General features: G+C 31.2%; 26 protein-coding genes. 16 read left to right on the top strand and 10 right to left on the bottom strand.

The window, feature by feature from the left end; translation table 11 throughout:
* Positions 1-16: 16 nt before the first annotated feature.
* Genes hydF through BUA21_RS12485 form a run of 4 tightly spaced genes read right to left on the bottom strand, consistent with a single transcriptional unit; the run spans position 17 to position 3881 of the window.
* The gene (gene hydF / locus BUA21_RS12470) at positions 17-1210 is read right to left on the bottom strand and encodes a [FeFe] hydrogenase H-cluster maturation GTPase HydF (protein WP_199228993.1); all 1194 of its coding nucleotides are present in this window, start codon (positions 1208-1210) and stop codon (positions 17-19) included.
* Positions 1197-2585, bottom strand: coding sequence for a [FeFe] hydrogenase H-cluster radical SAM maturase HydG (gene hydG, locus BUA21_RS12475; protein WP_199228994.1), 1389 nt, complete (start codon positions 2583-2585; stop codon positions 1197-1199). The genes hydF and hydG overlap by 14 nt, the downstream gene beginning before the upstream one ends.
* Entirely contained in the window at positions 2575-3624 is a 1050-nt protein-coding gene (hydE, locus tag BUA21_RS12480) for a [FeFe] hydrogenase H-cluster radical SAM maturase HydE (RefSeq protein ID WP_072745169.1), read from the bottom strand. Before hydE ends, hydG begins: the two co-directional genes overlap by 11 nt.
* Positions 3624-3881, bottom strand: a complete 258-nt coding sequence (locus BUA21_RS12485) for a TM1266 family iron-only hydrogenase system putative regulator (protein ID WP_072745170.1) — start codon at positions 3879-3881, stop codon at positions 3624-3626. The genes hydE and BUA21_RS12485 overlap by 1 nt, the downstream gene beginning before the upstream one ends.
* A gap of 422 nt (positions 3882-4303) precedes the next feature.
* Between BUA21_RS12485 and BUA21_RS12490 the strand changes: the two genes are divergently transcribed.
* On the top strand, positions 4304-5326 hold the full coding sequence (locus tag BUA21_RS12490) for an HD-GYP domain-containing protein (protein ID WP_072745197.1): 1023 nt from the start codon (positions 4304-4306) through the stop codon (positions 5324-5326).
* Positions 5327-5333: 7 nt separating this feature from the next.
* Here BUA21_RS12490 and BUA21_RS12495 read toward each other — a convergent pair whose 3' ends face one another.
* A complete protein-coding gene (locus BUA21_RS12495; RefSeq protein WP_072745171.1) occupies positions 5334-5882 on the bottom strand; it encodes a biotin transporter BioY in 549 nt (182 codons plus the stop codon).
* 228 nt (positions 5883-6110) lie between these two features.
* On the opposite strand from BUA21_RS12495, the gene BUA21_RS12500 reads away from it, so the two are divergent.
* From BUA21_RS12500 to BUA21_RS12515, 4 genes are read left to right on the top strand one after another with little or no spacing between them, the layout of a single operon-like run.
* Positions 6111-6485: a GntR family transcriptional regulator gene (locus BUA21_RS12500; RefSeq protein ID WP_072745172.1), complete on the top strand. Its 375-nt coding sequence runs from the start codon at positions 6111-6113 to the stop codon at positions 6483-6485.
* 2 nt (positions 6486-6487) lie between these two features.
* Entirely contained in the window at positions 6488-7342 is an 855-nt protein-coding gene (locus tag BUA21_RS12505; protein WP_072745173.1) for an ABC transporter ATP-binding protein, read from the top strand.
* Positions 7343-7346: 4 nt separating this feature from the next.
* Positions 7347-7982 (top strand): ABC-2 transporter permease, encoded by a 636-nt coding sequence (locus BUA21_RS12510; RefSeq protein WP_072745174.1) that lies wholly within the window; start codon positions 7347-7349, stop codon positions 7980-7982.
* 43 nt (positions 7983-8025) lie between these two features.
* Positions 8026-8682, top strand: coding sequence for an ABC-2 transporter permease (locus BUA21_RS12515; RefSeq protein WP_132995957.1), 657 nt, complete (start codon positions 8026-8028; stop codon positions 8680-8682).
* Positions 8683-8694: 12 nt separating this feature from the next.
* On the opposite strand, the gene BUA21_RS12520 is transcribed toward BUA21_RS12515, so the two are convergent.
* The 3 genes from BUA21_RS12520 to BUA21_RS12530 all read right to left on the bottom strand — a co-directional run bounded on the left by BUA21_RS12520 (position 8695) and on the right by BUA21_RS12530 (position 11878).
* Positions 8695-9987 (bottom strand): D-serine ammonia-lyase, encoded by a 1293-nt coding sequence (locus tag BUA21_RS12520; protein ID WP_233242588.1) that lies wholly within the window; start codon positions 9985-9987, stop codon positions 8695-8697.
* Between the two features lie 75 nt (positions 9988-10062).
* A complete protein-coding gene (locus BUA21_RS12525; RefSeq protein ID WP_072745177.1) occupies positions 10063-10539 on the bottom strand; it encodes a DsrE/DsrF/DrsH-like family protein in 477 nt (158 codons plus the stop codon).
* Between the two features lie 25 nt (positions 10540-10564).
* Positions 10565-11878, bottom strand: coding sequence for an aminotransferase class V-fold PLP-dependent enzyme (locus BUA21_RS12530; RefSeq protein ID WP_072745178.1), 1314 nt, complete (start codon positions 11876-11878; stop codon positions 10565-10567).
* 168 nt (positions 11879-12046) lie between these two features.
* Between BUA21_RS12530 and megL the strand changes: the two genes are divergently transcribed.
* Complete coding sequence (gene megL / locus BUA21_RS12535) at positions 12047-13246, top strand: methionine gamma-lyase (RefSeq protein WP_072745179.1); 1200 nt, start codon at positions 12047-12049, stop codon at positions 13244-13246.
* Positions 13247-13352: 106 nt separating this feature from the next.
* On the top strand, positions 13353-14609 hold the full coding sequence (locus BUA21_RS12540) for an ATP-binding protein (protein ID WP_072745180.1): 1257 nt from the start codon (positions 13353-13355) through the stop codon (positions 14607-14609).
* Between the two features lie 19 nt (positions 14610-14628).
* Here the strand turns inward: BUA21_RS12540 and BUA21_RS12545 are convergent, their stop codons facing one another.
* Positions 14629-15300 carry a beta/alpha barrel domain-containing protein gene (locus tag BUA21_RS12545; RefSeq protein ID WP_072745181.1) on the bottom strand — a complete coding sequence of 224 codons (672 nt, stop codon included), beginning with the start codon at positions 15298-15300 and terminating at the stop codon, positions 14629-14631.
* 164 nt (positions 15301-15464) lie between these two features.
* Between BUA21_RS12545 and BUA21_RS12550 the strand changes: the two genes are divergently transcribed.
* The 7 genes from BUA21_RS12550 (at position 15465) to BUA21_RS12580 (ending at position 22067) form a co-directional block, all read left to right on the top strand.
* The gene (locus BUA21_RS12550) at positions 15465-16166 is read left to right on the top strand and encodes a DUF1538 domain-containing protein (protein WP_072745182.1); all 702 of its coding nucleotides are present in this window, start codon (positions 15465-15467) and stop codon (positions 16164-16166) included.
* A gap of 15 nt (positions 16167-16181) precedes the next feature.
* The gene (locus BUA21_RS12555) at positions 16182-16499 is read left to right on the top strand and encodes a P-II family nitrogen regulator (RefSeq protein ID WP_072745183.1); all 318 of its coding nucleotides are present in this window, start codon (positions 16182-16184) and stop codon (positions 16497-16499) included.
* A 52-nt stretch (positions 16500-16551) separates the two neighbouring features.
* Positions 16552-16965, top strand: a complete 414-nt coding sequence (locus BUA21_RS12560) for a bacteriohemerythrin (protein WP_072745184.1) — start codon at positions 16552-16554, stop codon at positions 16963-16965.
* A 78-nt stretch (positions 16966-17043) separates the two neighbouring features.
* Positions 17044-17715 (top strand): TraX family protein, encoded by a 672-nt coding sequence (locus BUA21_RS12565; protein WP_072745185.1) that lies wholly within the window; start codon positions 17044-17046, stop codon positions 17713-17715.
* A gap of 51 nt (positions 17716-17766) precedes the next feature.
* Positions 17767-19848 carry a helix-turn-helix domain-containing protein gene (locus tag BUA21_RS12570; protein WP_072745186.1) on the top strand — a complete coding sequence of 694 codons (2082 nt, stop codon included), beginning with the start codon at positions 17767-17769 and terminating at the stop codon, positions 19846-19848.
* Positions 19849-19962: 114 nt separating this feature from the next.
* Positions 19963-21429: an MATE family efflux transporter gene (locus BUA21_RS12575; RefSeq protein WP_072745198.1), complete on the top strand. Its 1467-nt coding sequence runs from the start codon at positions 19963-19965 to the stop codon at positions 21427-21429.
* Between the two features lie 140 nt (positions 21430-21569).
* Complete coding sequence (locus BUA21_RS12580) at positions 21570-22067, top strand: ECF transporter S component (RefSeq protein ID WP_072745187.1); 498 nt, start codon at positions 21570-21572, stop codon at positions 22065-22067.
* A gap of 38 nt (positions 22068-22105) precedes the next feature.
* Here BUA21_RS12580 and BUA21_RS12585 read toward each other — a convergent pair whose 3' ends face one another.
* Entirely contained in the window at positions 22106-23341 is a 1236-nt protein-coding gene (locus tag BUA21_RS12585) for an aminopeptidase (protein WP_072745188.1), read from the bottom strand.
* 147 nt (positions 23342-23488) lie between these two features.
* Between BUA21_RS12585 and BUA21_RS12590 the strand changes: the two genes are divergently transcribed.
* Both BUA21_RS12590 and BUA21_RS12595 read left to right on the top strand, forming a co-directional pair.
* The gene (locus BUA21_RS12590; protein WP_072745189.1) at positions 23489-25822 is read left to right on the top strand and encodes an ATP-dependent DNA helicase; all 2334 of its coding nucleotides are present in this window, start codon (positions 23489-23491) and stop codon (positions 25820-25822) included.
* Positions 25823-25885: 63 nt separating this feature from the next.
* The gene (locus tag BUA21_RS12595) at positions 25886-26152 is read left to right on the top strand and encodes a hypothetical protein (RefSeq protein ID WP_072745190.1); all 267 of its coding nucleotides are present in this window, start codon (positions 25886-25888) and stop codon (positions 26150-26152) included.
* Positions 26153-26645 lie beyond the last annotated feature (493 nt).

Consider the following 26645-nt stretch of genomic DNA (forward strand, 5'->3'; position numbering starts at 1 on the left):
AGCAACACTCTCCCAATTATGCAAAAATCTCAATACATCTATCAAGTATTCCATTTAAATATGCTAATAGTATTCCATAGTTTGTCATTGGAACATTATTTTCTTTACATATTTTGATTCTACTTTCAATTTCTTTTCTATTAACCATACAACCGCCACAGTGTATGACAAGGCTATATTTACTTAAATCTTCATTAAAATTGTACCCTGTTTTAAAGTCAAAATTAAAATTTTTTCCAGTTTTCTTTTGAAGTAGTGTAGGTATTTTGACTCTTCCAATATCTTCATGAGATGTGTTGTGAGTACAGTTTTCAGCTATTAGTATATTTGCCCCATCTTTTAAAGATTTTATTGCATTTGTTCCATGAACAAAATCTTTTAAATCTCCCTTGTGCTTTGCAAAGAGAATAGAAAAGGAAGTGAGTGGGATATTTTTTGGTACGATTTTATCTACTTTCTTAAATATTTGGGAATCAGTTATAACTAAATTTATATCATTTAAGTCCTCCAATGCACTTTTAAGTTCTATATCTCTCACTACATAAGATTTGATACCATTGTCAAGACAATCCCTTAAAATTTGTACTTGAGGAAGAATGAGCCTTCCCTTTGGAGCTTCCTTGTCAATGGGAATTACAAGTACAACTTTTCCACCATATGGAATTAAATCTCCCACAATAGGAAAGTCTTCTTCTGTATCTTGAATTTTTTCAATAATTACAGTTTTAAGCTTTTCAATGCTTTCGTTGGAAACGGTTGATATTAAAACAGCCTCAGGGAACTTTTTACTTATGTCATCAATTTGTTCTTTAGAAAGAAGATCTATTTTATTTATCACAAGAATATAGGGAATATTGTACTTTTTGAACATCAACTCCATATCCAAAAAAGATTCTTCGTCGATATTTTCTCCATCCATTACATGTAGGGCTATATTCGTACGTCTTGCTGTATCCAAACTTTTCTGTGCCCTCAAATGGCCTAGTTCTCCTTCATCATCAATTCCTGCAGTATCAATAAAAAGCACTGGTCCTACTGGATTTAATTCCATGGCTTTTTTTACTGGATCTGTGGTAGTACCTTTAAAGGGGCTGACAATGGAGACTTCTTGCCCTACAATTGCATTTAAAATGGAAGATTTTCCTGCATTTCTTTTTCCATATATAGATATAGTTGTTCTATTTGAATTTGGAGTATTATAGATAGACATCCCTTTTACCTTCCTCTATGATTTTCAACTTTTCTTCAATGATTTTTCTTCTATTTGGTTCAATTTTATCTAATTCTTTGGATATGATTTTTTCTCCTCGTTTTCTAGTTTCTTCTGAAGCATAGTCTATTAGGTATTCTTTAAAGGTAAATATTCCATTGGCTTCACAGAAATTTTGTATTTCCCCTGGTTTGGCTTTGCACATGAATTCTTCTCCAGTTCTTCCTGAACGATAGCAAGCAGTACAGAAGGAAGTCAAAAACCCTAAGTCGCACATTTGTCCAATGACTTCATCTAGAGAACGCATATCTCCTAATTGGAATTGTTCTTTATCTGGTATATAATCATCTTTTGTATATCCACCTATACCTATTCTTGAACCTGCATCTATTTGAGATACCCCAAGAGGAATTACTTGTTTTCTTACTTCGGGGTTTTCCCTTGCAGTCAAAATCATTCCAGTATAAGGAACAGATAGACGAAGTATAGCTACGATTCTTCTGAAATCATCATCTGAAACCTTATATTTAGTTTGGTCATAAAATTCAGTATCTATGGCTGGTTCTATTCTTGGAAAAGAAATAGTGTGAGGACCCACTCCAAAAGTTTCTTCTAAATGTATAGCATGATATAATAGTCCCATGACTTCGTATTTCCAATCATAAAGTCCAAACAATGCACCTATTCCCACATCATCTATTCCGCCCTTCATGGCCCTATCTAAACCATATAATCTGTAGTTGTAGTCGCTTTTCATATCTCCTTCAGGATGAAGTTTTTTATATGTTTCATAATGATATGTTTCTTGGAATATTTGGAATGTTCCTATTCCTGCTTCCTTAAGTTTTTTATATCCTTCTACTTCCATAGGGGCAGCATTTATATTTACTCTTCGAATTTCCCCCTTTCCGTTTTTTGTATCATAGACAGTTTTCATAGTTTCAGCTATAAAATCAGCATCATAATATGGATGTTCTCCATATACTAAAATAAGTCTCTTGTGTCCTTTACTTTCAAGAATTTTTACTTGTTCTTCAAGTTCTTCATGAGTCAAAGTTTTTCTAACTATGGCTTTATTGCTTCTTCTAAATCCACAGTAGAGACAATTGTTTATACACTTGTTTCCTATATAAAGGGGTGCGAAGAATACTATTCTGTTTCCATATATTTCTTGTTTAAGGGTTCTCGCAGCTTTAAATATCTCTTCTAAAAGTTCCTCATCTTCTACTTGTAAAAGTTTAGCTGTTTCTTCAGGTTCAAGACGAGTTTTACCTAAAGATTTAGCTATGATTTTTCTTATTTCGGATTTAGAAGCTCCTTTGCCACTTTCAAGGAGTTCACAAATTTTTTTATCATTGATAAAACTATTTTCCATCTTCATTCCTCCTAAAATTTATATTGTCTCCTCTTCCCATATCTATAACAAAACCAACATTTTTAGCCTTTTCTTCAATGGTTTTCAACTCATGGGCATCTCTTGTTTCTTTGTTCTTATATATCTCATATTTTTTTCTCACATATATAGGTGAGAGATTGAGCATGACTACATTTCCTCCAGCCATCAGTCCACGTTCCAGTCCATCCTCACAAATAGTATTTAAAGCAGTAGTTATAGGGATTAATGCAGTTGGAAGAAGAAGTCTTGTGAGGGAGAGCATCACAATAGTTTTTTCTGCGGATCCAACTTTTTCATCTTTTAGTGGAGTATCAGGATGAGGAATCAGTGGACCTATTCCTACCATGGCGGGGGCTAAATTTTTTAAAAATATAAGATTTTCAGCTAGTATTTCATTGTTTTCACCAGGCAGTCCTACAAGAAATCCTGCTCCCTCTTGATATCCTATTTTTTTAAGATTGTACAGGCAGTTTTTTCTATTTTCAAAATTCATTCCAGGATGAAGTTCATTATACAATTGGACATTTGCTACTTCGTGTCTAAGTAAAAATCTATCTGCTCCAGCTCTATGAAATCTATCATAACTTTCATAGCTTCTTTCTCCAATGGAAAGAGTGACTGCTACATCTGGAAATTGTTTTTTTATTTTAAGTATCAAACTTTCAAATATGTCATCAGTGAAATATAAATCTTCTCCTCCTTGCAATACAAAAGTTTTATATCCTATTTTGTATCCTTCTTCAAGGGAGAGAAGTATTTCTTCTTCACTGAGCCTGTATCTATCTACATTCTTGTTATCACGTCTAATGCCACAGTACATACAATTGTTTTTGCAGTGATTGGAGTATTCTAGAAGTCCTCTTATAAATACTTTGTTTCCATAAATTTTGATTGTAGTGTCTCTTGCCAATTGGAATAAATAATTTTGTAGAGATTTATCTAAATTGTTTAGAATATAGATGAGTTGATCTTTAGACAGGGAGTTGGTTTTGTATAATTTGTCTAATACTTTTTTCATCAATCAAGCTCCTTTTTAGATATAGAAGTTTTTACGGTGATATTGTTTAGATTTCCTAATTTTCCTGTCAGGCTATTTATTTCATCAATAGTTCCTACAACAGTTATGGATATGACTGAAATATTTTCCTCATCAAAAGGTATGCCCATTCTTCCTTTTATGAGGGATTTGTATTCTGAAACGATTTTGTTGAATTCATATTGAGATTTTTCTGGGCTCTCCAATATGGCACTGATGATTGCGATTCTTTTTTTCAAGAAATTTCCTCCTTTCTAAACAAAAAAACTTCCTCTGAAAGGAAGTTGGTAGCAAAATAAAACCAATTCCCTTTCAGGATAGAATATTCTATTCCTGTCAGGTATTAGAAGTATTGTACATCCAAAAATTTAAGGTAAGCCCTCAAAAAATTTGGATGAAAGTTCAGTTTGATAATATCTTAACAATAATATTATGAAAAGTCAATCTTATGAGAAAATATTACAAAGATTTCTTATAAGTCTAGGAAATTATACCTATTTTGTCTAAAATGATAGAAATTATGGACAAAATCTATAATACCTGTTGCAGTTTATAAAAATTTCTGATAATATTGCTATGTTATACATAGTATATTTTACCATAAAATATTCTGATTGTATACACTGTAGAAATTGTGGGTGATATTTTGGCATATAAATATATGAAATTATCTGAATGTAGCAACGGAGAAATATTGAGTGAAAATTTATATGATTTAGAAGGAAGTATTTTGGCTTCTAAAAACTCAACTATAAATCCATATATTGCTGAGAGGTTGGAAGAATATAAGGTGGATAAGGTTCCTGTATATATTTCTAAAGAAGAATTGTCTGGAAGGCAAAAAAGAGACTTTAGGGGATTATACAAGGAAAGTGTCATAACGCTTAAAAGCATTATGAACAATTTAGCCATAGGAAAAATTGTAGCTCCTAAAAAAATAAGAGAAATTTCTGATACTCTATACGCATATATAGATAAGGTTGGTATCTCAATAGAACATATTTTTGAAATAAAAGCTAAAGACAAATATACCTACAATCATTCTATGAATGTAGCACTGTATGCTCTTTTGATTGGGGAATGGTTAGGATGTAGTGAAGAAGAAAAAAAGAACATAATAAAAGCGGGACTTCTACATGATATAGGAAAATCTAGAATACCTTTAGAAATATTAAATAAAAAAGGGAAACTTACAAAAGAAGAATTTGATATAGTTAAAACTCATACCATCATTGGATATAAAATGTCTAAGGATATTTTGAGTATAGATGAGAATGTAAGACAAGCTATTCTTTCTCATCACGAAAGAGTAGATGGGAGTGGGTATCCTCAAGGACTTAAAGGTGATGAAATAAACAGCTATGCTAAGATATTAGCTATTGCTGATGTATATGATGCACTGATATCTAAAAGGGTATACAAGGAAAAGAGCACTCCTTTTGAGGCTGTGGAAGAATTGAAAAGAATAGGAGCATACTCTTTTGATGTCAATATACTTAAAGTATTTTTTGATAATATAGTTAACTATTATTTAGGTTCTAAGGTCAAAATAAGTGATGGACATATAGGAGAAATAGTATTTATTCCTCCTAACAATATTACTTGTCCAGTTGTAAAGTTGGGTAACACCTATGTGGATTTAGCTAAAGAAGAAGAGTTAAAAATACTTGAAATGGTAGGGTAGTGTAAAATCAATTTTTACAAAATTTTGGAACTACCTTTGTTGCTACATATGTGGCTACAAAACATTTAATTAAATCTCCAGGCAAAAATATAATGCAACCAGTTTTTAGTGCTGTGGCAAAAGAAATTTCTTTTAACAGCACTTTATTTAATATCAAATACATATAGGGAACACCAAAAGCATAAATAACAGCTGTGCCTGCCAATGCAGCTAAAAACATTTTCTTAAAGTTAACTTTCTTTTCAGCATTTCCTATGATTCCAACTATGTATGCTGCAAATATAAATCCTATCAAGAATCCAAAAGAGGGACTAAAAACTGTCTGTGGTCCTCCTGAAAATCCTGCAAATATTCTTATTCCGCAAAGTCCTAATATCACATATACTAGTTGAGACAAGCTACCAAGTTTAGGTCCCAATATAAGTCCAGATAAAATAGTAAAAAGGGTTTGAAGAGTAATAGGAACATTTCCTAATGGAATACTTAAAAAAGCTCCTATAGCTGTCAATGCTGTGAATAATGATACCAATACCATGTCTTTTGTACTGATTTTCATAAAAAAGCCTCCTTAAATTAAAATGTTAACTAAATATAAAATCAAGTTTACAATATAAATATACTTGATTGTCTACACATTGTCAACTAGAATCATAAAACGGTTGACAATAATATGACCTTTGATTATTTTTTAAAAATGACTTGACAAGAATATTAGCTGTGTATATACTGCTTATATAGAATATAAACAGTATATACACAGCTAAATTAGAATGGGGAGATGAAAATGAAAATACTTATTTCAAATTCCTCAAATGAGCCCATATATGAGCAGATATCTAGCCAGATAAAATCTATGATACTTAAGGGAGAACTTATAGAAGGGGAGATGCTTCCTTCTATAAGGGGACTTGCTAGGGATCTTCAAATAAGTGTCATTACCACAAAGAGGGCTTATGATGAATTGGAGAGGGAAGGCTTTATTGAATCAGTTCAGGGGAAGGGGTCCTATGTTGCTGGTCAAAACAAGGAACTTATGAGAGAGATGAAATTAAAGATTATAGAAGAACAATTGCAAGAAGTAGTTAAGGAATGCAATGTATTGGGACTTTCCTATCAAGAAGTAATTGAAATGCTAAGAATTTTGTTTGAGGAGGTTTAATCATGGACTATATTTTGGAAGTTAATAATTTGAGAAAAGAGTTTAAAAAATTTACATTAAAAGATATAAGTTTCAAATTAGAACCGGGATATATCATGGGATTTATAGGGCCAAATGGGGCTGGAAAAAGCACTACTATTAAATTAATAATGAATTTGCTTAAATTAGATGGAGGGGAAATAAAGGTATTTGGATTAGACCATAAAAAACATGAAAAAGAAATAAAAGACAGGATTGGTTTTGTATATGACGAGAATTATTATTATGAGGATTTGACTATAAAGCAGATGAAAAATATAGTGGCAAGTTTTTATTCTAAATGGGATGATGCTACTTTTAATGACTATATTGAACAATTTGATTTGGATCCAAAATCTAAAATAAAGACTCTTTCTAAGGGGATGAAGATGAAATTTTCCTTAGCTGTAGCTCTTTCTCACAATGCGGATTTGATCATAATGGATGAGCCTACATCTGGGTTAGATCCAGTATTTAGAAGAGAGATACTAGATATACTTTACAATGTCATACAAGATGAAACCAAAAGTATATTTTTCTCAACTCATATAACTACGGATTTAGAGAAAATAGCAGATTATATTACCTTTATCAATAAAGGAAGTATTGTTTTTTCAGAAACTAAAGATGAAGTACTTGAAAATTATAGTGTGGTTAAAGGAGGAACAGACCTTCTTGATAGAGATACAAAAAAAGAATTTATAGGTCTTAAGGAAACCAATGTAGGATTTGAAGGATTGACGAATAATAAAGATGAGGTGAAAAGACTTTTTGGAGAACAGGTTCTAATAGAAAGAGCAACTCTTGAAGATATAATGTTTTATACAGTAAGGGGGTAAGGCAATGATAGGGATGTTGAAAAGAGATTTAACTTTTATGATTGCAGATAAAAAAAATAGATTATTTTTTCTATTATATATACCTTTTTTACTTTTTATAGTAGAATCCGATGACCCAAAGTGGCCATACGGTATAATATTGTATACTTATACCTATCTTATGGCTATAACACCATTTAGCTATGATGTTACGCACAAAACTAGTTATATGATAAATTCTCTACCTATTAGTAGAAAGGGAATTGTTCTACAAAAGTATTTGTTAACATTTGTATATTTTCTAATAACAATTGTGTATTCTGGGGTCTATTTGTGGATAATTAATATTTTGAGAATAAAAACTGTGGATTATTTTAATTTAGAAATGATAAAAACAGTAATACCTGTAATACTTATTTCTACATCATTGATATATCCAGCATATTTTAGATTTGAACCTAAATTAGCTCAAGTAGTTCATATGATAATTTTTATGTCTTCATTTATTGCTATGATAAATGTTGCTAACTTAGGGGAGAAAGCTATGATAAATTATATAAATCTTCCTACTATTAGTAATTATATTTTGCCCATATCTATTGTCTTATATCTACTGTCATTACTATTATCTATGAAACTTTATGAAACAAGAGACTTATAAAACTGGGAGACAGGGGATACAAAAAGGAGACAGAGGTGATATTATGTTTAATTTGGTTAAGAAGGATTTAAAATTATCTACTAAAATAAATATTTTTGGAGTAGCTTATGCAATGTTTATTTCTGCAATGGGAATGAATTTACCTGTTGATTTACCTGTAAATATAATGTATATACTAGGAATCATTAATTTTGTATTTGTTTCTGTAATTTATTCTATCGGATATGATGACAAGAACAAAAGTGAAGTAGTTTTAAACAGTTTTCCAATTGATAGAAAGGATATTGTAATAGGTAAATATGTGACTCTTTTAATATTTATATTTGTTAGTTGCATTTTTGTATTTTTATTGACAAATATAATTAAAGGATTAGGAGTAAAACCAGATGGTAGGCCTGCGGATATATGGGATGTTGTAGCAGCTATGAGTTTATTGCTAGTATTTTATTCTATATATTATCCACTATATTTTAAATTAGGTGATTTGAGAATGTTTAATTCAATACTATGGATGTTAGTGTTTGTTGGGCCAACTATCTTAGGCAAAATAGGAAGAAAATTAGAATCAAAAGGTCTATTAAAAGGAATGGCAAGTTTAAATATAAGGCAAATAACTTTATTTGCATTTATATTTTCTATACTAATATACTATATTTCACTTCAAATATCTAAAAAAATATATATGACAAGGGAGTTTTAATGATAAAAAGGGCTAAATAGCCCTTTTTATATTCAACATTTTTCCTTTTTCATAGTACTTTTCCATAAGTTTTTTTGGTACAAGACTTCCGCCTGTTGCCCAACAGATATGAGTTGCATTTTCTAAATGATCTATGCATTCTTTTTCTGATACATATACAGGGCCCATGAATCCTGCCAGGGCAGAAGGTTCTAGATAAATTTGTTCTTCATCTAAAAGAGCTTGCAACAATTTATACAGCCTTTCATCATCAATAGTATACTCTCCAGCCAATAGCTTTTCCATAGTTTTTCCTACAAAACTTGAAGGCCTTCCTACAGCTAAGCCATCAGCTTCAGTTTTGTTGTCTATTCCAAAATCTTGTACGCAGATTTCACTATGTAGTCCAGTTACAAGTCCAAGTAACATTGATGGGGAATGAGTTGGTTCAGCAAAAAAGCAGTGTACATTGTCACCGTATACCAATTTTAGTCCATATGCAACTCCACCAGGGCCTCCACCTACTCCACAAGGAAGATATACAATTAGAGGATGTTTTTCATCTACCAATATATTCGCCTCTTCTAACTGCTTTTTAAGTCTAAAGGCTGCTACGGCATATCCCATAAATAAATCCTTTGAATTTTCATCATCAATAAAATAGCTTTTAGGATTCATGTGTGATAGTTTTCTTCCCTCTTCTACTGCCTTTGAGTAGTCAGAAGCATATTCAATTACTTCAACACCTTTGCTTCGCAAAAGGCCCTTTTTCCACTCTTTTGCATCCCTAGACATATGAACCTTCACTTTAAATCCTAATTTTGCACTCATGATACCAATGCTAATTCCCAAATTTCCTGTACTTCCAACTTGAATAGTATAATTACTATAAAAATCTCTAAATCTATCACTATTGATAATTGAATAATCATCTTCTATAGATAGCATATCTTTTTCTATAGCTAGTGTTTCAGCATGTTTAAGTACTTCATAGATTCCTCCTCTAGCCTTTATGGAACCAGCTATGGGCAAATTGCTGTCAAGTTTAACTAAAAGCTCTCCTGAAATTTTTTTATCTAAATCACTTTCCATCCGTTTTTTCATATTTGGTATTTTAGCTATGGGAGATTCTATGATACCATCAGATGAAGCTGTTTCGGGGAATGCACTTTTTATATATGGGGCAAATCTATTTAGCCTTTTTTCTGCATCTAATACATCTTCTTTTGAAACTTCGAGGCTATCTTTTACATTATCAAAGCTCTCATACTTAGGGTTTATCCAGAAGACTTCCTTTAGGGTTTTTATATTATTTAAAATGGACAAATGAATACACCTCGTTTCTTACTTATATATATATATATTAGCACAAAAAAACTGTACTGGTGAAGTACAGTTTTTTCATATGAACAATTGCATATCTGATTCTATGGCATCTTTTAAATATTCTTCTGCAGTGATTATTTTTACTTCTGGCAGAAGTTCTTCTTTACTAAATCCCATGACTTCTACTGACAACTTGCATCCATACATATTTACACCTTTGTTTATAGCACCCTGCAAAAATTTGTCTAGAGAAGGAGTGTCATTTTCATTCATCATACTTTTAAGCATTTTTTTGCCTATACCGCCCATATTCATCTTAGACAATGGAAGATATTCTATGCCTCTTGGAGTGAAATTGGCAAACATCTTTTCATAGGAAGTTTTGTCTTCATCGGTCATTTTGTTTGGATCCCTCACAAGACAAAGTCCCCAAAAGGCAAAAAACATAGTTACATCCATATTCATTTCTTTAGCTGTATTGGCAAGAATGAGAGCAGCTAGCGCTTTGTCATATTCTCCACTAAACATGAGTATATTCATTTTTTTCCCCATAAAAAAACCTCCTTTTTCAATAGTTTTAGAAAAAGGAGGGATTTCTATACTTATTTAAATAATATTCTCTATTCATTACAATATTTTTAAGCAATTCAAGGAATATATTTATTTCTATATAATCATTATACAGGCCAAAACTAAGTCTTATCATACCAGGACGAGGCAAATTGGGATTTAGTTTATACTTCTCCATTTCTTCTGAGGATATTTTAAGGAGTTTCTGTACATAGGGTTGAGCGCAAAAGCATCCATTTCTTACAGCAATTCCTCCTTCAAGAGAAAGTATATTTGCTACTATTCCATGATGAATTCCTTCAATATTGAAAGGTATTATAGATACCTTATTTATTACATCCATATCACAATACAAATTTATATTGGGTATTTTAGATAGCTTTTCAAGAGTATAATAAGTAAGTTCTTTTTCGTATATTTCTATATTTTTCATTCCTATAGATTTCAATGTATTTATACTGTTTATAAGTGCTACTACTCCCATTAAATTTGGAGTGCCTGCTTCTTCTTTATATGGAGGGTCATCCCACAAAATAAAGTCACTTGTAACTATTTTTACAGTACCTCCCCCTGAAAATTCTGGAGCACCTTTTGAAAAGGTAGCTTTAGGGGCTATGAGGACTCCAGTGCCAAAGGGGGCATACATTTTATGAGCAGAAAATACAAGATAATCAATATGCTCATTGGAGTTAATTGGTTTCATATCCATAGGATGGTGAGGGACTAGCTGAGCTCCATCTACCAATATCTTTGCTCCATATTTATGAGATATTTTAGCTATTTCATATATTGGATTTACATATCCTGTCACATTTGAAGCTCCAGTGACTGCTACAAGTTTTACTTTTCCACTATGTTTGACTAATTTTTTTTCTAAATCTTCCAATGAAAGTCTTCCTGACTCATCTATATTTACATAGTCAACTTTATATTTATTTCTCCAAGGGAGATCATTGGAGTGATGTTCCATAAATGTAGATAGAACTACATTATCTTTGTTTTCCTCAAGAAGTCTAAAAGAGAGTTTATTTATTCCTTCAGTAGCATTTTTGAGAAATATTACTTCATGGTATTCTGGAGTTCCTCCAACAAAGTCTAAAACTAATCTTCTAGCATTTTCATAGAATTCAGAGGAAATTATAGATTTATAGCCAGATCCTCTATGAACAGAAGAATACCAAGGTGAAAAATTGTTTATACCCTCCATGACTGAATAGAAAGGGGGAGTAGTAGCAGCATTGTCAAAGTTTATATATGGGACTTTTTCTCCATTTGAGAGGGGAACCAACGTGTTTGAACCATAAATTAAATTTTTATACATGAATTATCACCTAAAAATATGATATTTCTATTATTATATTTAAAACATTCGAAAAAGGTTCTATTGCTAGAATTTTAACAAAATTTTAATAATTATGTTTTATTGCTTTTTTGTAATATAATGAAAGTATGAGATATGAAAAGTAAATATATTGATAGGGGGATGCAAATGGATAAGAGTGAAATGAAAAACATGGGTTTTGCTACCAAAGCTGTACATGGAGGGTATCAAAAAAATGAAGTTGGGGCATTGGCTACTCCAATATATCAGACTTCCACATTTATATTTGATTCAGCAGAACAAGGTGGAAGGAGATTTGCATTAGAAGAAGAAGGATATATCTATACAAGACTTGGAAATCCAACAAATACTCAACTTGAAGAAAAAGTAGCATTGCTAGAGAATGGAGAAGCTTGTATGTCTATGGCATCTGGCATAGGAGCTATAACATCTTGCCTCTGGACAATACTTAAAGCAGGAGATCATGTAGTAGCTGCTGAAACTCTTTATGGTTGCACTTTTGCCTATTTGAATCATGGATTGACTAGATATGGAGTAGACGTGACCTTTGTAGACACAACAGATCCTGAAAATGTGAGAAAAGCCATGAGAGACAATACAAGAGTAGTATATCTTGAAACACCAGCAAATCCAACTTTGGGAATTGCAGATATTGAAGCTATTTCAAATATTGCTCATCAAAATGAAAATTGTATGGTTGTAGTAGACAATACTTTCTGTACTCCATATATACAAAGACCATTAGAACTAGGAGCAGATGCAGTAGTTCATTCTGCGACAAAATACTTAAATGGTCATGGAGATGTCATAGCTGGTTTTGTAATAGGTAAGAAAGAATTTATTGATGAAGTGAGATTGTTTGGTGTAAAAGATATGACAGGAGCTTCACTTAGTCCTTTCGATGCATTTTTAATAAACAGAGGGATAAAGACTTTGGAAATCAGAATGGATAGACATTGTGAAAACGCTTCCAAAGTAGCTGAATTTCTTGAAAACCATCCAATGGTTGAAAAAGTTTACTACCCAGGACTCAAAAGTTTTTCACAATATGAATTAGCTAAAAAGCAAATGAAACTTCCAGGAGCAATTATTTCCTTTGAAATAAAAGGTGGAATAGAAGAAGGAAAGAAAGTCATGAACAATGTAAAACTTTGCAATATTGCAGTAAGCTTAGGAGATACGGAAACTTTAATCCAACATCCGGCTAGTATGACTCATTCACCATATACAAAGGAAGAAAGGGAAGCTAGTGGTATAACTGATGGACTCATAAGACTATCAGTTGGATTGGAGACTCCTGAAGATATTATAAATGATTTAAAACAAGCATTAGATAGCATTATGTAAACAGTGGGCTTTGGCCCACTGTTTTATGTTAATAAAATATCATTAATTCACTTACATATATATAAATGGTATAATATAAAAAATAATATACATTAATGGTGGTAGAATGGATAAAAAGAAAAATTTTATTTTAGTAATCATTTTGGTAGGTCTATTGTCACAATTGTATACTGATTTTCAAATATTAAATTTAAAATTTTCACTTTCAGCGGTGGTTTTTTCTGTGTTTTTATATATTTACAGTGAAATAAATCCCATATTGCTAGGGGTTTCATCTGGACTTTCCCTCGGCTTTTTTAGAATGCTATTTTATATCATTGATGGGGGAGCTTTTAAGACAGGTATTTTTGAAATTTTTCCAGAGGTAATTTTTTATGTGACCTATGGTACTATATTTTATATGTTTAAAAAAACGTTTCCAAGGATGTCTACAAGACAGATGTTTTTTATAGTTTTAGGAAGTGATTTTTTAAGCAATATAGTTGAAGTATGCATTCGTATTGGAATCAAGTCTTTTTTGGCAGATTTATATATTATAAAAGACTTGATTGTAGTAGCTATTATAAGGTCTGGAATGGCTATATTTGCAATTATATTGCTTAAATATTATAAAATGTTTCTCATAAAGGAAGAACATGAAGAAAGGTATAAAAAACTTCTTTGGCTAACTTCAAGACTCAATACCGAAATATATAGGATGAGGGAAAGTATAGATTATGTTCAAAGCACTATGTCTGATGCCTATGAACTATTTTTAAAAATTAACAATAATGAAGATAAAGAAAGTTGGGCCAATAGATCCCTTGAGATTTCAAAAAAGACTCACGAAGTACAAAAGGAATATGAACAATTAACTAAGGATATGGAAGAAATCCTTAAAAATAGAATAGATGATAATGGTATGTATTTTCATGAACTAGGACTTATTTTAAAAGAAAATATGGGTTCGGAGATAAACTGCCAAGATAAAAATATTTCCCTTGATTTCAATTTAGGAAAAGATTTTCATACAGAAAAACAGTATTATTTAATGTCAGCTTTGACAAATATTTTTGTGAATTCTATTGATTCCATTGAATATAAAGGCAAGATTGTATTTATTCATAAAGTATCAGATAAAGACCATTTATTTATAATACAAGATAATGGGTGTGGTATAAAAAGAGAAGAAATTGCTCATATATTTTCACCGGGCTATTCTACTAAAATGGATTATAAAACTGGGGAAGTAAACAAAGGACTAGGACTTAGTCTTGCCAAAAGTATAGTTGAAGTTTATTTAAAGGGAGATATGTCTGTTTTTTCAAAGAAAGATGAAGGGACAACCTTTGAAATATCTATTCCAATAGTAGAAATAGAATAAGAAGCTATAATATAGCTTCTTATTTTTCTTTCTCGATCCTATATTGTGACATGATCCCAGCAAAAATATCTGCACTGGAAGGTGGGGTATAGGTTATAGCATTTGCCCCAGCTTCAATAGTCTTTAGTATACTTTCATCTGTAGGTCCTCCTGTAGCTATAATAGGAAGTTCCTTGTAGTCATCTCTTATCTTTCGAACTATTTCTGCAGTTCTTGCTCCTCCAGACACATTTAAAATTCTTGCACCTGCATCTAATTTTCCCTTATAATCATCAAATTCTGATACTATAGTGGCAATAATGGGTATATCTATTCTGTCATACATCTCACTTATGACTTCATTTGTGGTTGGTGCATTGACTACTACTCCATATGCTCCCATCAGTTCAGCTTGAAGAGCTATATCTATAGATCTTCTACCAGTAGTTATTCCACCACCAACTCCTGCAAATACAGGCACAGGTGCTACTTCTAATATTGCTTGAGTAATGGAAAGCTGTGGGGTAAAGGGATACACTGCTATTATAGAATTGGCATTTGTATTTTTTATAATGGCTACATCTGTGGAAAAAAGAAGGGATTTAATACGGGTACCCAATACTTTTATTCCGCTGGCTTTATATATAACTGGTGGTACTTCTATGATTCTGCTTCTTAATTTAGATTTTACTTCAGGAATGTATTTTTCCATTTTTTTACCTCCCATCTCATTTTATTATATATAAATAAATTTATATTCAAATATCAATAATTATAAATACCCTATTTTAATAATTATAACCTATTTTTTGCAATATTTATATAGTATATAGTATAATATATATGGAAAATGATTTACAAAAGGAGGAAGTGTATATGAAAAACTTAGAAGGGCTAAATGCCCTGTGGGAAACAGCAAGAAGTGTCCTGCCTATATCAGCTTTTCTAATATTGTTTCAAGTTTTAGTCCTGAGAAAACCTATAGAAAATGCGAAAAATTTTGTTTTAGGATTCTTGTTGAGCGTCTTCGGCCTTCATTTCTTTTTAAAGGGAGTTTCTATGAGCCTCATTCCATTGGGAAATTCAGTAGGCAAAAATCTCATTGATTTAAAATATAAATGGTCAATAGTAGTATTTTCTTTTATACTAGGATATTTTGCAACTTTGGTAGAGCCGGCTTTAAAAGCATTGGCTTTAGAAGTTGAGGAAATTTCAGTAGGAGCTATTCCTCATACAACTTTAATTCATGCTGTAGCTATAGGATTTGGCGGAGGAATGGCCATAGGCATGTTTAAGATATTGAATAGTATTCCCAATACTAAAATTATCTTACCTATACTTTTAGTCATACTTGTCCTGACTTATTTAGCACCTGATGAATTCGTAGCTATTGCCATGGATTCTGCTAGTTCTACTACAGGACCTGTAAATATACCATTGAACATGGCAGTAGCTATTGGTTTATCCACTATAGTAGAAAATGCAGACCCTCTTTTAAATGGATTTGGTATAATAGGACTGACATCCTTGGGAGCAGTAGTGTCTGTTCTTGTATTAGGAATACTGACAAAGTTTTAAGAAAGGAGCTTAGATATGAAAAATATTCTATGCATTATAGCTATAGTTGAAAGGGGAAAGGCAGATAGGATTGTAGATAAAGCTAAAAAAGTTGGGGCAAAAGGAGCTACAATATTGTATGGCCGTGGAACTGGAGAAAGTGAAATAAATAAATTTTTAAATATTCACATAGAAGCTTCAAAAGAAGTGATACTTGTACTTCATGAAGAAGAAACATATAGACCAGTATTTGATACTATTGTAGAAGCTGGACGACTCAACGATCCAGGAACAGGTATCATATTTACCATTCCAGTTTCTAATCTTGTAGGACTCCATCACAGGGAAAAATAAAGAGTTAACTTCTAGATTTTTAGGGTATAAAAAAATTTGGAGGCGATTGTTTATGTTTAAATGGAAAGATGAATTTAGTGTAAATGTAGAAAAGATTGATGAACAACACAAGGAACTTTTTAATTTGGGGTCAAAATTGTATACTATTGTTTCAGCAAAAGACAATGTAGATAGATATGATGAAATAATGGAAATATTATCTGAACTTAGGAGATATGCTATCTATCATTTTGGTTATGAAGAAGAGCTTATGAAACAATATGGATATGAAAATTATCAAAAACAAAAAATAGAGCATGCGAAATTTATTGAGAAAATCACATCTATAAGTCAAGAAGAAGTAGATGAAAAACAGAAAAAAGTAAGTACGGAACTTATAGCTTTTATAGCAAATTGGATTGAAAATCATATCTTAAAGAGTGATATGGAATATAAAGAGTATTTTAACAGTAAAGGTCTTTATTAAGCTCCATGAATTTGGAGCTTTTATATTTTTTGTATTTATGTTAAAATTTAAGCATAGAAAAACTTGGAGGAGTGAAAAATGAATTCATTTGAATTAAAACTCATTGCCATTATCACTATGCTCATAGATCATATAGGGGCAGTATTGTTTCCAGATGTAGAGTGGCTGAGAATGATAGGCAGACTAGCATTCCCTATATTTGCGTATTTAGTATCTGAAGGATTTTTTAAGACCAGTGATGTAAAAAATTATATGAAGAGACTTTTTATATTTGCCCTGATATCTCAAATACCATTTTATTTAGCTTTCAATGAAAAATATCATCTAAATATATACTTTACATTGTTTTTAGGTTTATATGCTATATACATGTATGAAAAAACCAATAAAAGCTACTATATATGGCTGATGGGATTGATTGGACAAGTTATAGGTGCCGACTATGGAATGTATGGAGTACTCACAATATATATTTTTTATAAATATCATGAAGATTTTAAGGATATAGTCAAATATCAAGTAATATTGAACATAGTATATGCTAGTATAAATATCCTTGGATATGCAGCTTATGGAGGGAAATTAAGCTTACAAAACGTATTACTTGCATCAAATCAAGCTTTGAGTTTAGTATCTTTGCTGCTCATAAAATTATACAATGGAGAACGAGGATATAATTTAAAATATGTATTCTATGTCTTTTATCCAGCACATTTGTCCATACTATATTTAATTGATAAATTTAGATAATTAACTGCCATAGGTATGGCAGTTTTTGACTATCTAGAAAGGAGTAAAATTATGAGAAAGGAATATATAGAATATATAGCCGGACTTCCTATAAATATAGCTTTTGCCAATATCATGGAATATCCTATTCATTGGCATGATTCCATAGAAATATTGTTTGTACTCAAAGGAACTATTGATTTGAAAATGGAAACAGAAATATATACTGTAGAAGAAAGAGAAATTGAAATTGTAAATTCAAATGAAGTTCATAGCATAAAAAGCAAAGATAAAGACAATAGAGTTCTCATATTTAACATAGATCCAAATTTTTTTGAAAAATATTATGAAGATGCAAAGGATGTGTTTTTTTATACAAATTCATCAATAGAGGGAATACAAGAAGAAGAAAATTATTATATTTTGAGAAAATATTTATCTATACTATTGTGTGAAATAGTACAAAAACATGATGATTATGAAGATATTTTAGAAGAAAACCTTTTGGACATGATGTTTCATTTATTAAACAATTTCCATTATCTATTTTACGAAGAAGAAAGCTTAAGGGAAGATGAAGTTCAACTTGAAAGATATCATAGGATTGTCAAATACATAAGCAACAATTATATGAATAAAGTAAGTTTGCAAGATATAGCAAAAAAAGAATTTTTGAGTTCTCAATATCTTTCATATAAAATAAAGAATACCTTTGGGCGAAATTTTAATGACTTTTTAAATCTTATAAGGGTGGAGGAATCTACAAAACTTCTTTTAGATACAGATAAAACCATATCGGAAATTTCAGAAGAAGTTGGTTTTTCTCATGTAAGATATTACAACAAGCATTTTAAGACCAATTATAAACTTACTCCTATGCAGTATAGAAAAAAATACAAAATGGATAGCGAAAAATTGGAGAAGATGAAAAAGATTAACTTCTATGATTTAGAAGAGGCCCTTTCTATAGTCAGCCACTATCTAGAGGACTATGATAGATTTAACTATGAAAGTAAGACTATTAGATTGGACATTGATTTATCTGAAGAAGTAGAGCCTTGGGATATTGAGACAAATAATATAATAGATTTAGGTCAAGCTAAAAATTTGTTGAAAGAAGAAAATAAAAGACTTATAGAAGAAATTCAAGAAGACATAGGGTTTAAATATGCACTGTTGCATGATATATTCGAAGAATGCCTAGATGCATATTTGAAAGACAAATCAGGACTTATAAACTGGAGAGAAATTGAAAGAGGTATTAGCTTTCTAATGAAAGAAGAGCTTGTTCCCATCATAGACATAGGAATGAAATATAGTGGTGAAGAAATGTCTTTTGTACTAGAAGAATTTTTTGATTATTTTATGAATTTCTATGGAGAGGATATAGTTTGTAGTTGGAGATATTTTGTCCCATCAGACAATAGTGAAGAGTATATAAAAAAATTAGAAGAGGTTTTAGGTGAAAAATGGGGAAAAGATATGATCATAGAAAGTGGAGCCATCAAGACCTTTCGTGATTTCAATACTGTATATGATACTTCTTATATGATTCCATACATAGTATATAATTTAATTGAGAAAGACAATTTGAACGTATTTAAGGCTATAGATGAAGTAAATTATAGGGTGAAAATGGACAATGAGATTTTTTTTGGAGACAGTGGCCTTGTGACTAACAATTATATAAAAAAGTCTTCATATTATACATGCTTTTTATTGTCCCAATTAGGGAACAATTTAGTTTCTAAAGGAGAAGAATATATAGTCACGGAAAAAGATGGAGATTATCAAATATTGTTGTTTAGCCATAGTGAAAATTTAGATTTTATTCCTACTTATGAAGAAGCTTTTTTAAATAGAGGACTTAAAAATACTATAGAGAGAAAATTTTCAATAAATATAAAAAACATGGAAGATGATTATAAAATAATTAAATACTATATAAACAATAAATGGGGCTGTGCATATGACAAATGGAATTCTATAGGTAGACCAAAGAGAGTAGATGAAGAAGAATTGGAAATTTTAAAGGATTCTAGCAAACCTAAAATTTTGTTGTCTTATGGCAAAAAAAGTGCTGTACACAATATAGTAGCTACTGTTGAGGAATACGGTGGAACTTTGATAATATTAAAAAAAGTACACAAATAGCGAAAATAAAGAACTTTCTTATGAATTGGAAATTTTGTACATTTTGTATTAACCTAAATAAGTACCCCATATTAGGTATCTAAGTGAATGAAACAGAAGCTAAAAAATGTTAATATGATATATAGGTTCATATTGACAGGAGGTTTTTTTTATGGGGTAGACGACAGTATATTTGAGAAAGGTAATGTAGGAAAACTTTTGATGAAATTTTCCATTCCAGCTATAATCTCCTTACTAGTATCTGAGCTGTACAATATGGTGGATACTGTTTTTGTAGGGAGAGTTATAGGTGGAAATGGGATAGGAGCACTAGTAGTTGTGTTTCCAATTCAAAGAATAATAGTCGCTATAAGTATGATGATAGCTATAGGTTCTTCTACTGCAATTGCAAGAAGTAGCGGAGAAAAAGATTATAAAAATGTACAGAAAATCATAAAAAATTCTATTAGTTTGACTTTTTCTAGTATGATTCCTTTAACTATTTTAATCTTTATATTTAAAGATAGCATATTGAAAAGTTTGGGAGCAAGTAATCAAATATTACCTTATGCTCATGAATATTTATCTATAATAGTTTTTGGAAGCATATTTCAATCTTTAACTATATCTATAGGATATATGATGATGGCCTTAGGAAATAGAAAGGTAGCATTACAAAGTACTATGACAGGAGCTATTTGCAATGCTATTGTAGATTTTATCTTTGTAGTACTTTTAGATTTTGGGGTAAAGGGTGCAGCTATTGCAACAGTTTTGTCTCAAATTGTTTCCTTTATATATGCCTACTATCATTTTGTAGAAGTAAAGAAGAAATTTAAACTATCCTTAGGATTTAAGTTTAATGCTGATATATGGAAAGGTATAACTACCGTTGGATTTTCTGCATTTATAGTTGAAGCAGAAGATGGAATACTTTTAGCAATACTAAACAATCTTCTTCTAAAACATGCAGGAGATATGGGAGTTATAGTTTTAGGTGTTATATCGAAACTATCTATGTTTATGTTTATAAATATGCTTGGAATTAGCTCGGCTATGCAACCTATTGCAGCATATAATCTGGGGGCTGAAAACTATAAAAGACTTAAGGAAGTAGTGAGAAAAACAATTATATATGCTTTACTTACTTCTCTAGGCCTTTGGGCTATAACAATGATATTTACACCTCAATTGATATCTATATTTGTAAAAGATAAAAACATTGTAAAAGAAGCTGTAAAAGCGTTTAGGATAATGGTGTCTGTACTGCCACTCATAAGTTTATATTATGTTTCTATATATTATTTTCAAGCTTTGGGGAAGGCAAAAAAATCTTTTACTGTATCTATACTTAGACAGATAATAATACTTTTGCCAGTATCCATACTGCTTATAGAGGTGTTTGATTTAGGAGCATTAGCTGTTTGGCTATCCTATCCTATAGCAGATTTTACATCAAGTGTGGTAGCTGTATTTCTTATGAGGAAAGAATCTAAGAAATTAGATAAGACCATTAGAAAAGCTGAATTAGAAGCTATTAGTGATAAAGAGTATGAAATGAATTCTTATGAAAAAAATCCAATACAAGATGATATGATATAAAATGTCCTAAATTTGGGACAGTTTTTTTATACTTTTTACTTGCAAAAGTGTAATGAAGATGCTACTATAGATATGGATACAGTTTAAAGGAAAAAGAAAATCGTACCCATACAATACATACGGTAAAGGAGCTGATAGCTATGAAAGATGAAAAATTGAAACTAATGACAAGGTATGCTGTCATGATCGCCCTTACTACAGTCATGACTATGGTAGTGCATATACCTACACCAGCTACAAAGGGATATTTGAATCTTGGAGATATGGTAGTATTTTTAGCTGCAATTATATTTGGGAAAAGCGGTGGATTTGTTGTAGGAGGATTGGGTTCAGCCCTTGCAGATATACTTTTAGGATATACTCATTATTCACCTATTACCTTTGTAGTAAAGGGTCTTGAAGGTTTCTTTGCAGGAGCACTTTTAGAAACTAAAATAGGTCAAAAGGCACCTATCGTACCAACTGCTATTGGAGGAGTATGGATGGCCTTTGGATATTATATAGCAGAGATATTTATGTATGGAAGAGAAGCAGCTTTAGCTGGTGTACCAGGAAATATTGTACAAGGCCTACTTGGAGCAGTAGTAGCAGTAGTTTTGAGTGTAGCACTTAAAAAAACAAAAGTTTTTAATTCATAAAAAGACCTTGGGTTTAACCCAAGGTCTTTTACAATTACTTAAAAAGCCCAGTTGCCGTTTTTAAATACTTGGAACTTTTCTTTACTTTCAGTTTCTCCAACTATATCTAAATCCTTTGCTCCTACCATGAAATCTACATGGACAAGAGATGTGTTTACACCATGAGCTTCTTTTTCTTTTTCATTCATATCATTTCCACCTTCGATACAAGTTGGATAAGCCATACCAAAAGCAAGATGACAAGAAGCATTTTCATCAAATAGTGTATTGTAGAATAATATATTTGAATTGGATATTGGAGAATCATATGGAACCAATGCAACTTCTCCTAAATAACGAGATCCTTCATCAGTATCCAATAGATGTTTCAATGTTTCATATCCTTTTTCCGCTTCAAAATCTACTACTTTTCCATCTTTAAAAGTCAATTTAAAATTGTCTATTAGGTTTCCACCATAGTTAAGTGGTTTAGTACTCACAACTAATCCGTTGATTCCAGTTTTTTTAGGCATAGTGAAAACTTCTTCAGTAGGCATATTTGCGACAAAGTATACACCGCCAGTAGTATTTTCTCCACCACCAGCCCATATATGTCCCTTAGGCAATTCTATAGTTAAATCTGTTCCATTGGAAGAAGTGTAATGAAGAGTTTTAAATTTCTTCTCATTTAAGAATTTAACTTTTTCATTTACATTCTCTAAATGTTCTTCCCAAGCTTTCACAGGGTCTTCTTTATCTATTCTTACAGTTTTAAATATAGCTTCCCACAATTTTTCTATAGCATCATCTTCTGATACATCTGGGAATACTTTAGTAGCCCAGTCTTTAGTAGGTATTGAGATTACGCACCAAGAATTTTTGTTTCCCATAGTATATTCTCTAAATTTCTTCATGGCTGTAGAACTTGACTTGTTGCTTGCAGCAATCTTTTCAGGATCTACATCCTTTAGAAGTTCTGGATTTGATGCTGCAATAGATAAAAATCCAGCTCCTTCTTCAGCCATTTGTGCAAAACCATCTGCTTTCCATTTTGGAAACTTTTCAAATACTTCCATAGGCGCATTTATGTATTTCATAAGTAGCAATTCTTCATCGTGCCATTCTACATATACATCACTTGCACCTTCTTCATAAGCACATTTTGCTACAAGCCTGACAAAGTCAGCACATTCAATAGGAGAGTTCACTACAAGCTTTTGACCTTTTTGAATATTGATTCCTACCTTTACTGCAAGGCGTGCATAATTTTCTAACATAGTATTAAAATTGTTCATTCAAATCCCCCCAATAAAATTATCGACAATTATAGTTTATATTAAAAAGCAGCAATTGTAAACGTTTTCTAAATATTTAATATTCTTGTGACTATTTATGAAAAAATGATAATATATCATTAGAACAGAAATAAGGAGAAACTTGATATGAAAAAGGAAATAAAAGTATCTGTAAGAAATTTAGTTGAATTTGTTCTTCGCTCTGGGGACTTAGATACTAGCTTTATGGGTTCAAGCAGAGCAGTTGAAGGTACAAGAGCTCATACAAAAATTCAAAATTCTTATGGAGATGAATACAACAAAGAAGTCACATTAAAACAGTCCTTTCAATATGAAGATTTCAATATAACAGTAGAAGGAAGAGCTGATGGAATATTTAAAGAAAATGAGAAGACAGTTATAGATGAAATAAAAACTACTACTACAGCTTTAGATTCCATAGATGAAGACTACAATGAAATGCACTGGGCTCAAGGAAAATGCTATGCCTATATATACGGGAAATTAAATCATTTAGATGATTTAGACGTAAATCTCACATATTATCATTTGGATACAGAAGAGATGAAAAAATTCAGAAGAAGTTTTTTCATAGAAGAATTGGAAAGTTTCTTCTATTTCCTTATAGATAGATACTTGAAATGGATACGTTTGACTCTAGATTGGACCAATACAAGGGATGATTCTATTAGAAAACTAAATTTTCCCTATGATGTCTATAGGAAAGGACAAAGGGAACTAGCAGTAGCAACTTACAATACTATACTGGACGAAAAAAATCTATTTGTGCAGGCTCCTACAGGAATAGGAAAGACTATATCCACTCTTTTTCCTTCAATCAAATCATTAGGAGAAGGAATTGGGTACAAAATATTCTATCTTACAGCTAAAACCATAACTAGACAGGTAGCTCTAGATTCAATAGAAAATATGAAATCCAAGGGACTCAGAATAAAGACTATAGTTCTTACAGCAAAAGAAAAAATATGTTTAAATGATGAAGTAAACTGTGATCCAAATTGTTGTTCTTATGCCAAAGGGCACTACGATAGAGTAAATGAAGCTATAATGGAGATACTGGAAAACAAAGATATCATCACTAGAGAATTGGTGGAATACTATGCAAAAATGTACAATGTATGTCCCTTTGAATTGTCTCTGGATTTATGTATTTTTGCAGATTGCATAATATGTGACTACAATTATGTATTTGATCCTATGGTTTCTCTAAAAAGATTTTTTCAAGAGGAAAGGGAAGATTTCATATTTCTAGTGGATGAAGCTCACAATTTAGTAGACAGGGCCAGAGATATGTACTCTATAGAAATATATAAAAAACCTTTTTTAGAATACAAAAAATATTTCAAAGAAAGTGAACGTGGGCTTTCCAAAGCTTTTGGGAAAATTAACAGTTTCATGCTGGGGACTAAAAAATGGTACAATGATGAAAACTATTTTGTACGAAAAGAAGGAATAGATGAAATAATTTTGTTGATAGAGAGGCTTATGAAGAAACTGGAGCCTTGGCTTTTGGAGAACAAAGAAGATGAAAAATATAAAGAAATACTAGATGTATATTTTAGTCTCGTAGGATTTGTGAAGATATGGGATATATATGATGAAAAATTTATAACCTATGGAGAAAAAGTAGATGAGGATATAAAATTGAAACTTTTTTGCTTAGATCCATCCCATCTATTGAGTGAGACTTTAAAAAAAGGGAGAAGTGCTGTATTTTTTTCGGCAACCCTCACTCCTCTGGAATATTTTAAAGAAATATTGGGTGGTGCCGAAGAAGATTATACAATGAAAATACCTTCACCTTTTGATGAGAAAAATTTGTCTTTATCCATAGCCGAACATATATCTACTAGATACAAAGATAGGGGAAATAGCTATTTAGATATAGCTAAATATATAGAAACTGTTGCAGAAGGTAAAAAAGGAAATTATTTTGTGTTTTTTCCTTCCTATGTATATATGGAAAAGGTCTATGAAATATTCAAAGAAAGAAATGAAAATATAAATACAATCATTCAGAGCTCATCCATGGAGGAAAGTGAAAAGGAAGATTTTTTGAAAGAATTTCAAGATGACAATAAAACTAGAGTAGCCTTTGCTGTACTTGGAGGAATATTTTCAGAGGGAATAGATTTGACAGGAGATAAACTCATAGGAGCTATAATTGTAGGTGTAGGTCTTCCTCAAATATGTCTTGAGAGAAACATAATTAGAAACTATTTTGATGAAAAAAACAAACTGGGATATGAATATGCATATATGTACCCAGGAATGAACAAAGTACTTCAGGCTGCAGGCAGAGTCATAAGAACAGAAAAAGATAAAGGAGTTGTCCTACTCATAGATGATAGATTTACTACCTATAAATACAAAAAATTATTTCCTAAGGAATGGATGATCTATAAAAAAGCAAGGAATTTGGAAAATCTAAAGAGACGAATAGAAGAGTTTTGGGAATAGAACTGAACTTGAAATCTTAAGGCTGCATATAATATAATGTAAACAAAATGAAAGGGGGATATTATGGAACCGAACAATAGAAACTATTATGATGAAACTAGGGATTATGACGATGTTATGAGTGTAAAAGATTGGTTCACTACAGAACTTATATTGGCTATACCTATTGTCAACATAGTCATGCTCTTTGTTTGGGGCTTTGGTGGGAATGTAAATGAAAACAAGAAGAACTATTGCAGAGCATCTCTTATAATTGGAGTTATAGCATTGGTATTGTACATAATTATTTCTCTAGTCACAGGAGAACCAGTGGATCTGTATTGGCGATAGGGGGATATATAAAAAAGGAAGGCGAAATATCAGAATCAAATTTGACGAAATTGAAGGTAGAACTAAGAAGAATAATTGATTATGACCAAGCCTTTATTATTATTTATAGTTTTAGAACAACTAAGTATTAATTGTTAGAAATAATTTGTCGTCGACCTATAATGGTGCAAAAACCCCTGAAGATCGACGACAAATTATTTTTTGCCTAAATTGAATAATCCCAATAGTTATAAGAAAAAATACTAAATTTATGTAACAAATAAGGCTATTTTTATTACATTGACAAAAATGAGAGAATATAGTAATATCAAGGTGTACAATTGGATTCTAGACTACCTATAAGGAATTGAAACATGTTACATGCAAATACTCTTATTTGACATATTCGACCGATTCTAGACTACCTATAAGGAATTGAAACATATTACATTGCCAACTATTTATTTTCTTATAATAACGATTCTAGACTACCTATAAGGAATTGAAACTTTTT

It is taken from the genome of Sporanaerobacter acetigenes DSM 13106 (assembly GCF_900130025.1).
GTDB classification, from domain to species: Bacteria; Bacillota; Clostridia; order Tissierellales; family Sporanaerobacteraceae; genus Sporanaerobacter; species Sporanaerobacter acetigenes.

Excerpts from the sequence above, each read along its gene's own strand:
- hydF (WP_199228993.1), bottom strand. The coding sequence starts at position 1,210 with ATGTCTATCTATAATACTCCAAATTCAAATAGAACAACTATATCTATA.
- hydG (WP_199228994.1), bottom strand. The coding sequence starts at position 2,585 with ATGGAAAATAGTTTTATCAATGATAAAAAAATTTGTGAACTCCTTGAA.
- hydE (WP_072745169.1), bottom strand. The coding sequence starts at position 3,624 with ATGAAAAAAGTATTAGACAAATTATACAAAACCAACTCCCTGTCTAAA.
- BUA21_RS12490 (WP_072745197.1), top strand. The coding sequence starts at position 4,304 with ATGAAATTATCTGAATGTAGCAACGGAGAAATATTGAGTGAAAATTTA.
- BUA21_RS12495 (WP_072745171.1), bottom strand. The coding sequence starts at position 5,882 with ATGAAAATCAGTACAAAAGACATGGTATTGGTATCATTATTCACAGCA.
- BUA21_RS12500 (WP_072745172.1), top strand. The coding sequence starts at position 6,111 with ATGAAAATACTTATTTCAAATTCCTCAAATGAGCCCATATATGAGCAG.
- BUA21_RS12505 (WP_072745173.1), top strand. The coding sequence starts at position 6,488 with ATGGACTATATTTTGGAAGTTAATAATTTGAGAAAAGAGTTTAAAAAA.
- BUA21_RS12510 (WP_072745174.1), top strand. The coding sequence starts at position 7,347 with ATGATAGGGATGTTGAAAAGAGATTTAACTTTTATGATTGCAGATAAA.
- BUA21_RS12515 (WP_132995957.1), top strand. The coding sequence starts at position 8,026 with ATGTTTAATTTGGTTAAGAAGGATTTAAAATTATCTACTAAAATAAAT.
- BUA21_RS12525 (WP_072745177.1), bottom strand. The coding sequence starts at position 10,539 with ATGGGGAAAAAAATGAATATACTCATGTTTAGTGGAGAATATGACAAA.
- BUA21_RS12530 (WP_072745178.1), bottom strand. The coding sequence starts at position 11,878 with ATGTATAAAAATTTAATTTATGGTTCAAACACGTTGGTTCCCCTCTCA.
- megL (WP_072745179.1), top strand. The coding sequence starts at position 12,047 with ATGGATAAGAGTGAAATGAAAAACATGGGTTTTGCTACCAAAGCTGTA.
- BUA21_RS12540 (WP_072745180.1), top strand. The coding sequence starts at position 13,353 with ATGGATAAAAAGAAAAATTTTATTTTAGTAATCATTTTGGTAGGTCTA.
- BUA21_RS12545 (WP_072745181.1), bottom strand. The coding sequence starts at position 15,300 with ATGGAAAAATACATTCCTGAAGTAAAATCTAAATTAAGAAGCAGAATC.
- BUA21_RS12550 (WP_072745182.1), top strand. The coding sequence starts at position 15,465 with ATGAAAAACTTAGAAGGGCTAAATGCCCTGTGGGAAACAGCAAGAAGT.
- BUA21_RS12555 (WP_072745183.1), top strand. The coding sequence starts at position 16,182 with ATGAAAAATATTCTATGCATTATAGCTATAGTTGAAAGGGGAAAGGCA.
- BUA21_RS12560 (WP_072745184.1), top strand. The coding sequence starts at position 16,552 with ATGTTTAAATGGAAAGATGAATTTAGTGTAAATGTAGAAAAGATTGAT.
- BUA21_RS12565 (WP_072745185.1), top strand. The coding sequence starts at position 17,044 with ATGAATTCATTTGAATTAAAACTCATTGCCATTATCACTATGCTCATA.
- BUA21_RS12570 (WP_072745186.1), top strand. The coding sequence starts at position 17,767 with ATGAGAAAGGAATATATAGAATATATAGCCGGACTTCCTATAAATATA.
- BUA21_RS12575 (WP_072745198.1), top strand. The coding sequence starts at position 19,963 with ATGATATATAGGTTCATATTGACAGGAGGTTTTTTTTATGGGGTAGAC.
- BUA21_RS12580 (WP_072745187.1), top strand. The coding sequence starts at position 21,570 with ATGAAAGATGAAAAATTGAAACTAATGACAAGGTATGCTGTCATGATC.
- BUA21_RS12585 (WP_072745188.1), bottom strand. The coding sequence starts at position 23,341 with ATGAACAATTTTAATACTATGTTAGAAAATTATGCACGCCTTGCAGTA.
- BUA21_RS12590 (WP_072745189.1), top strand. The coding sequence starts at position 23,489 with ATGAAAAAGGAAATAAAAGTATCTGTAAGAAATTTAGTTGAATTTGTT.
- BUA21_RS12595 (WP_072745190.1), top strand. The coding sequence starts at position 25,886 with ATGGAACCGAACAATAGAAACTATTATGATGAAACTAGGGATTATGAC.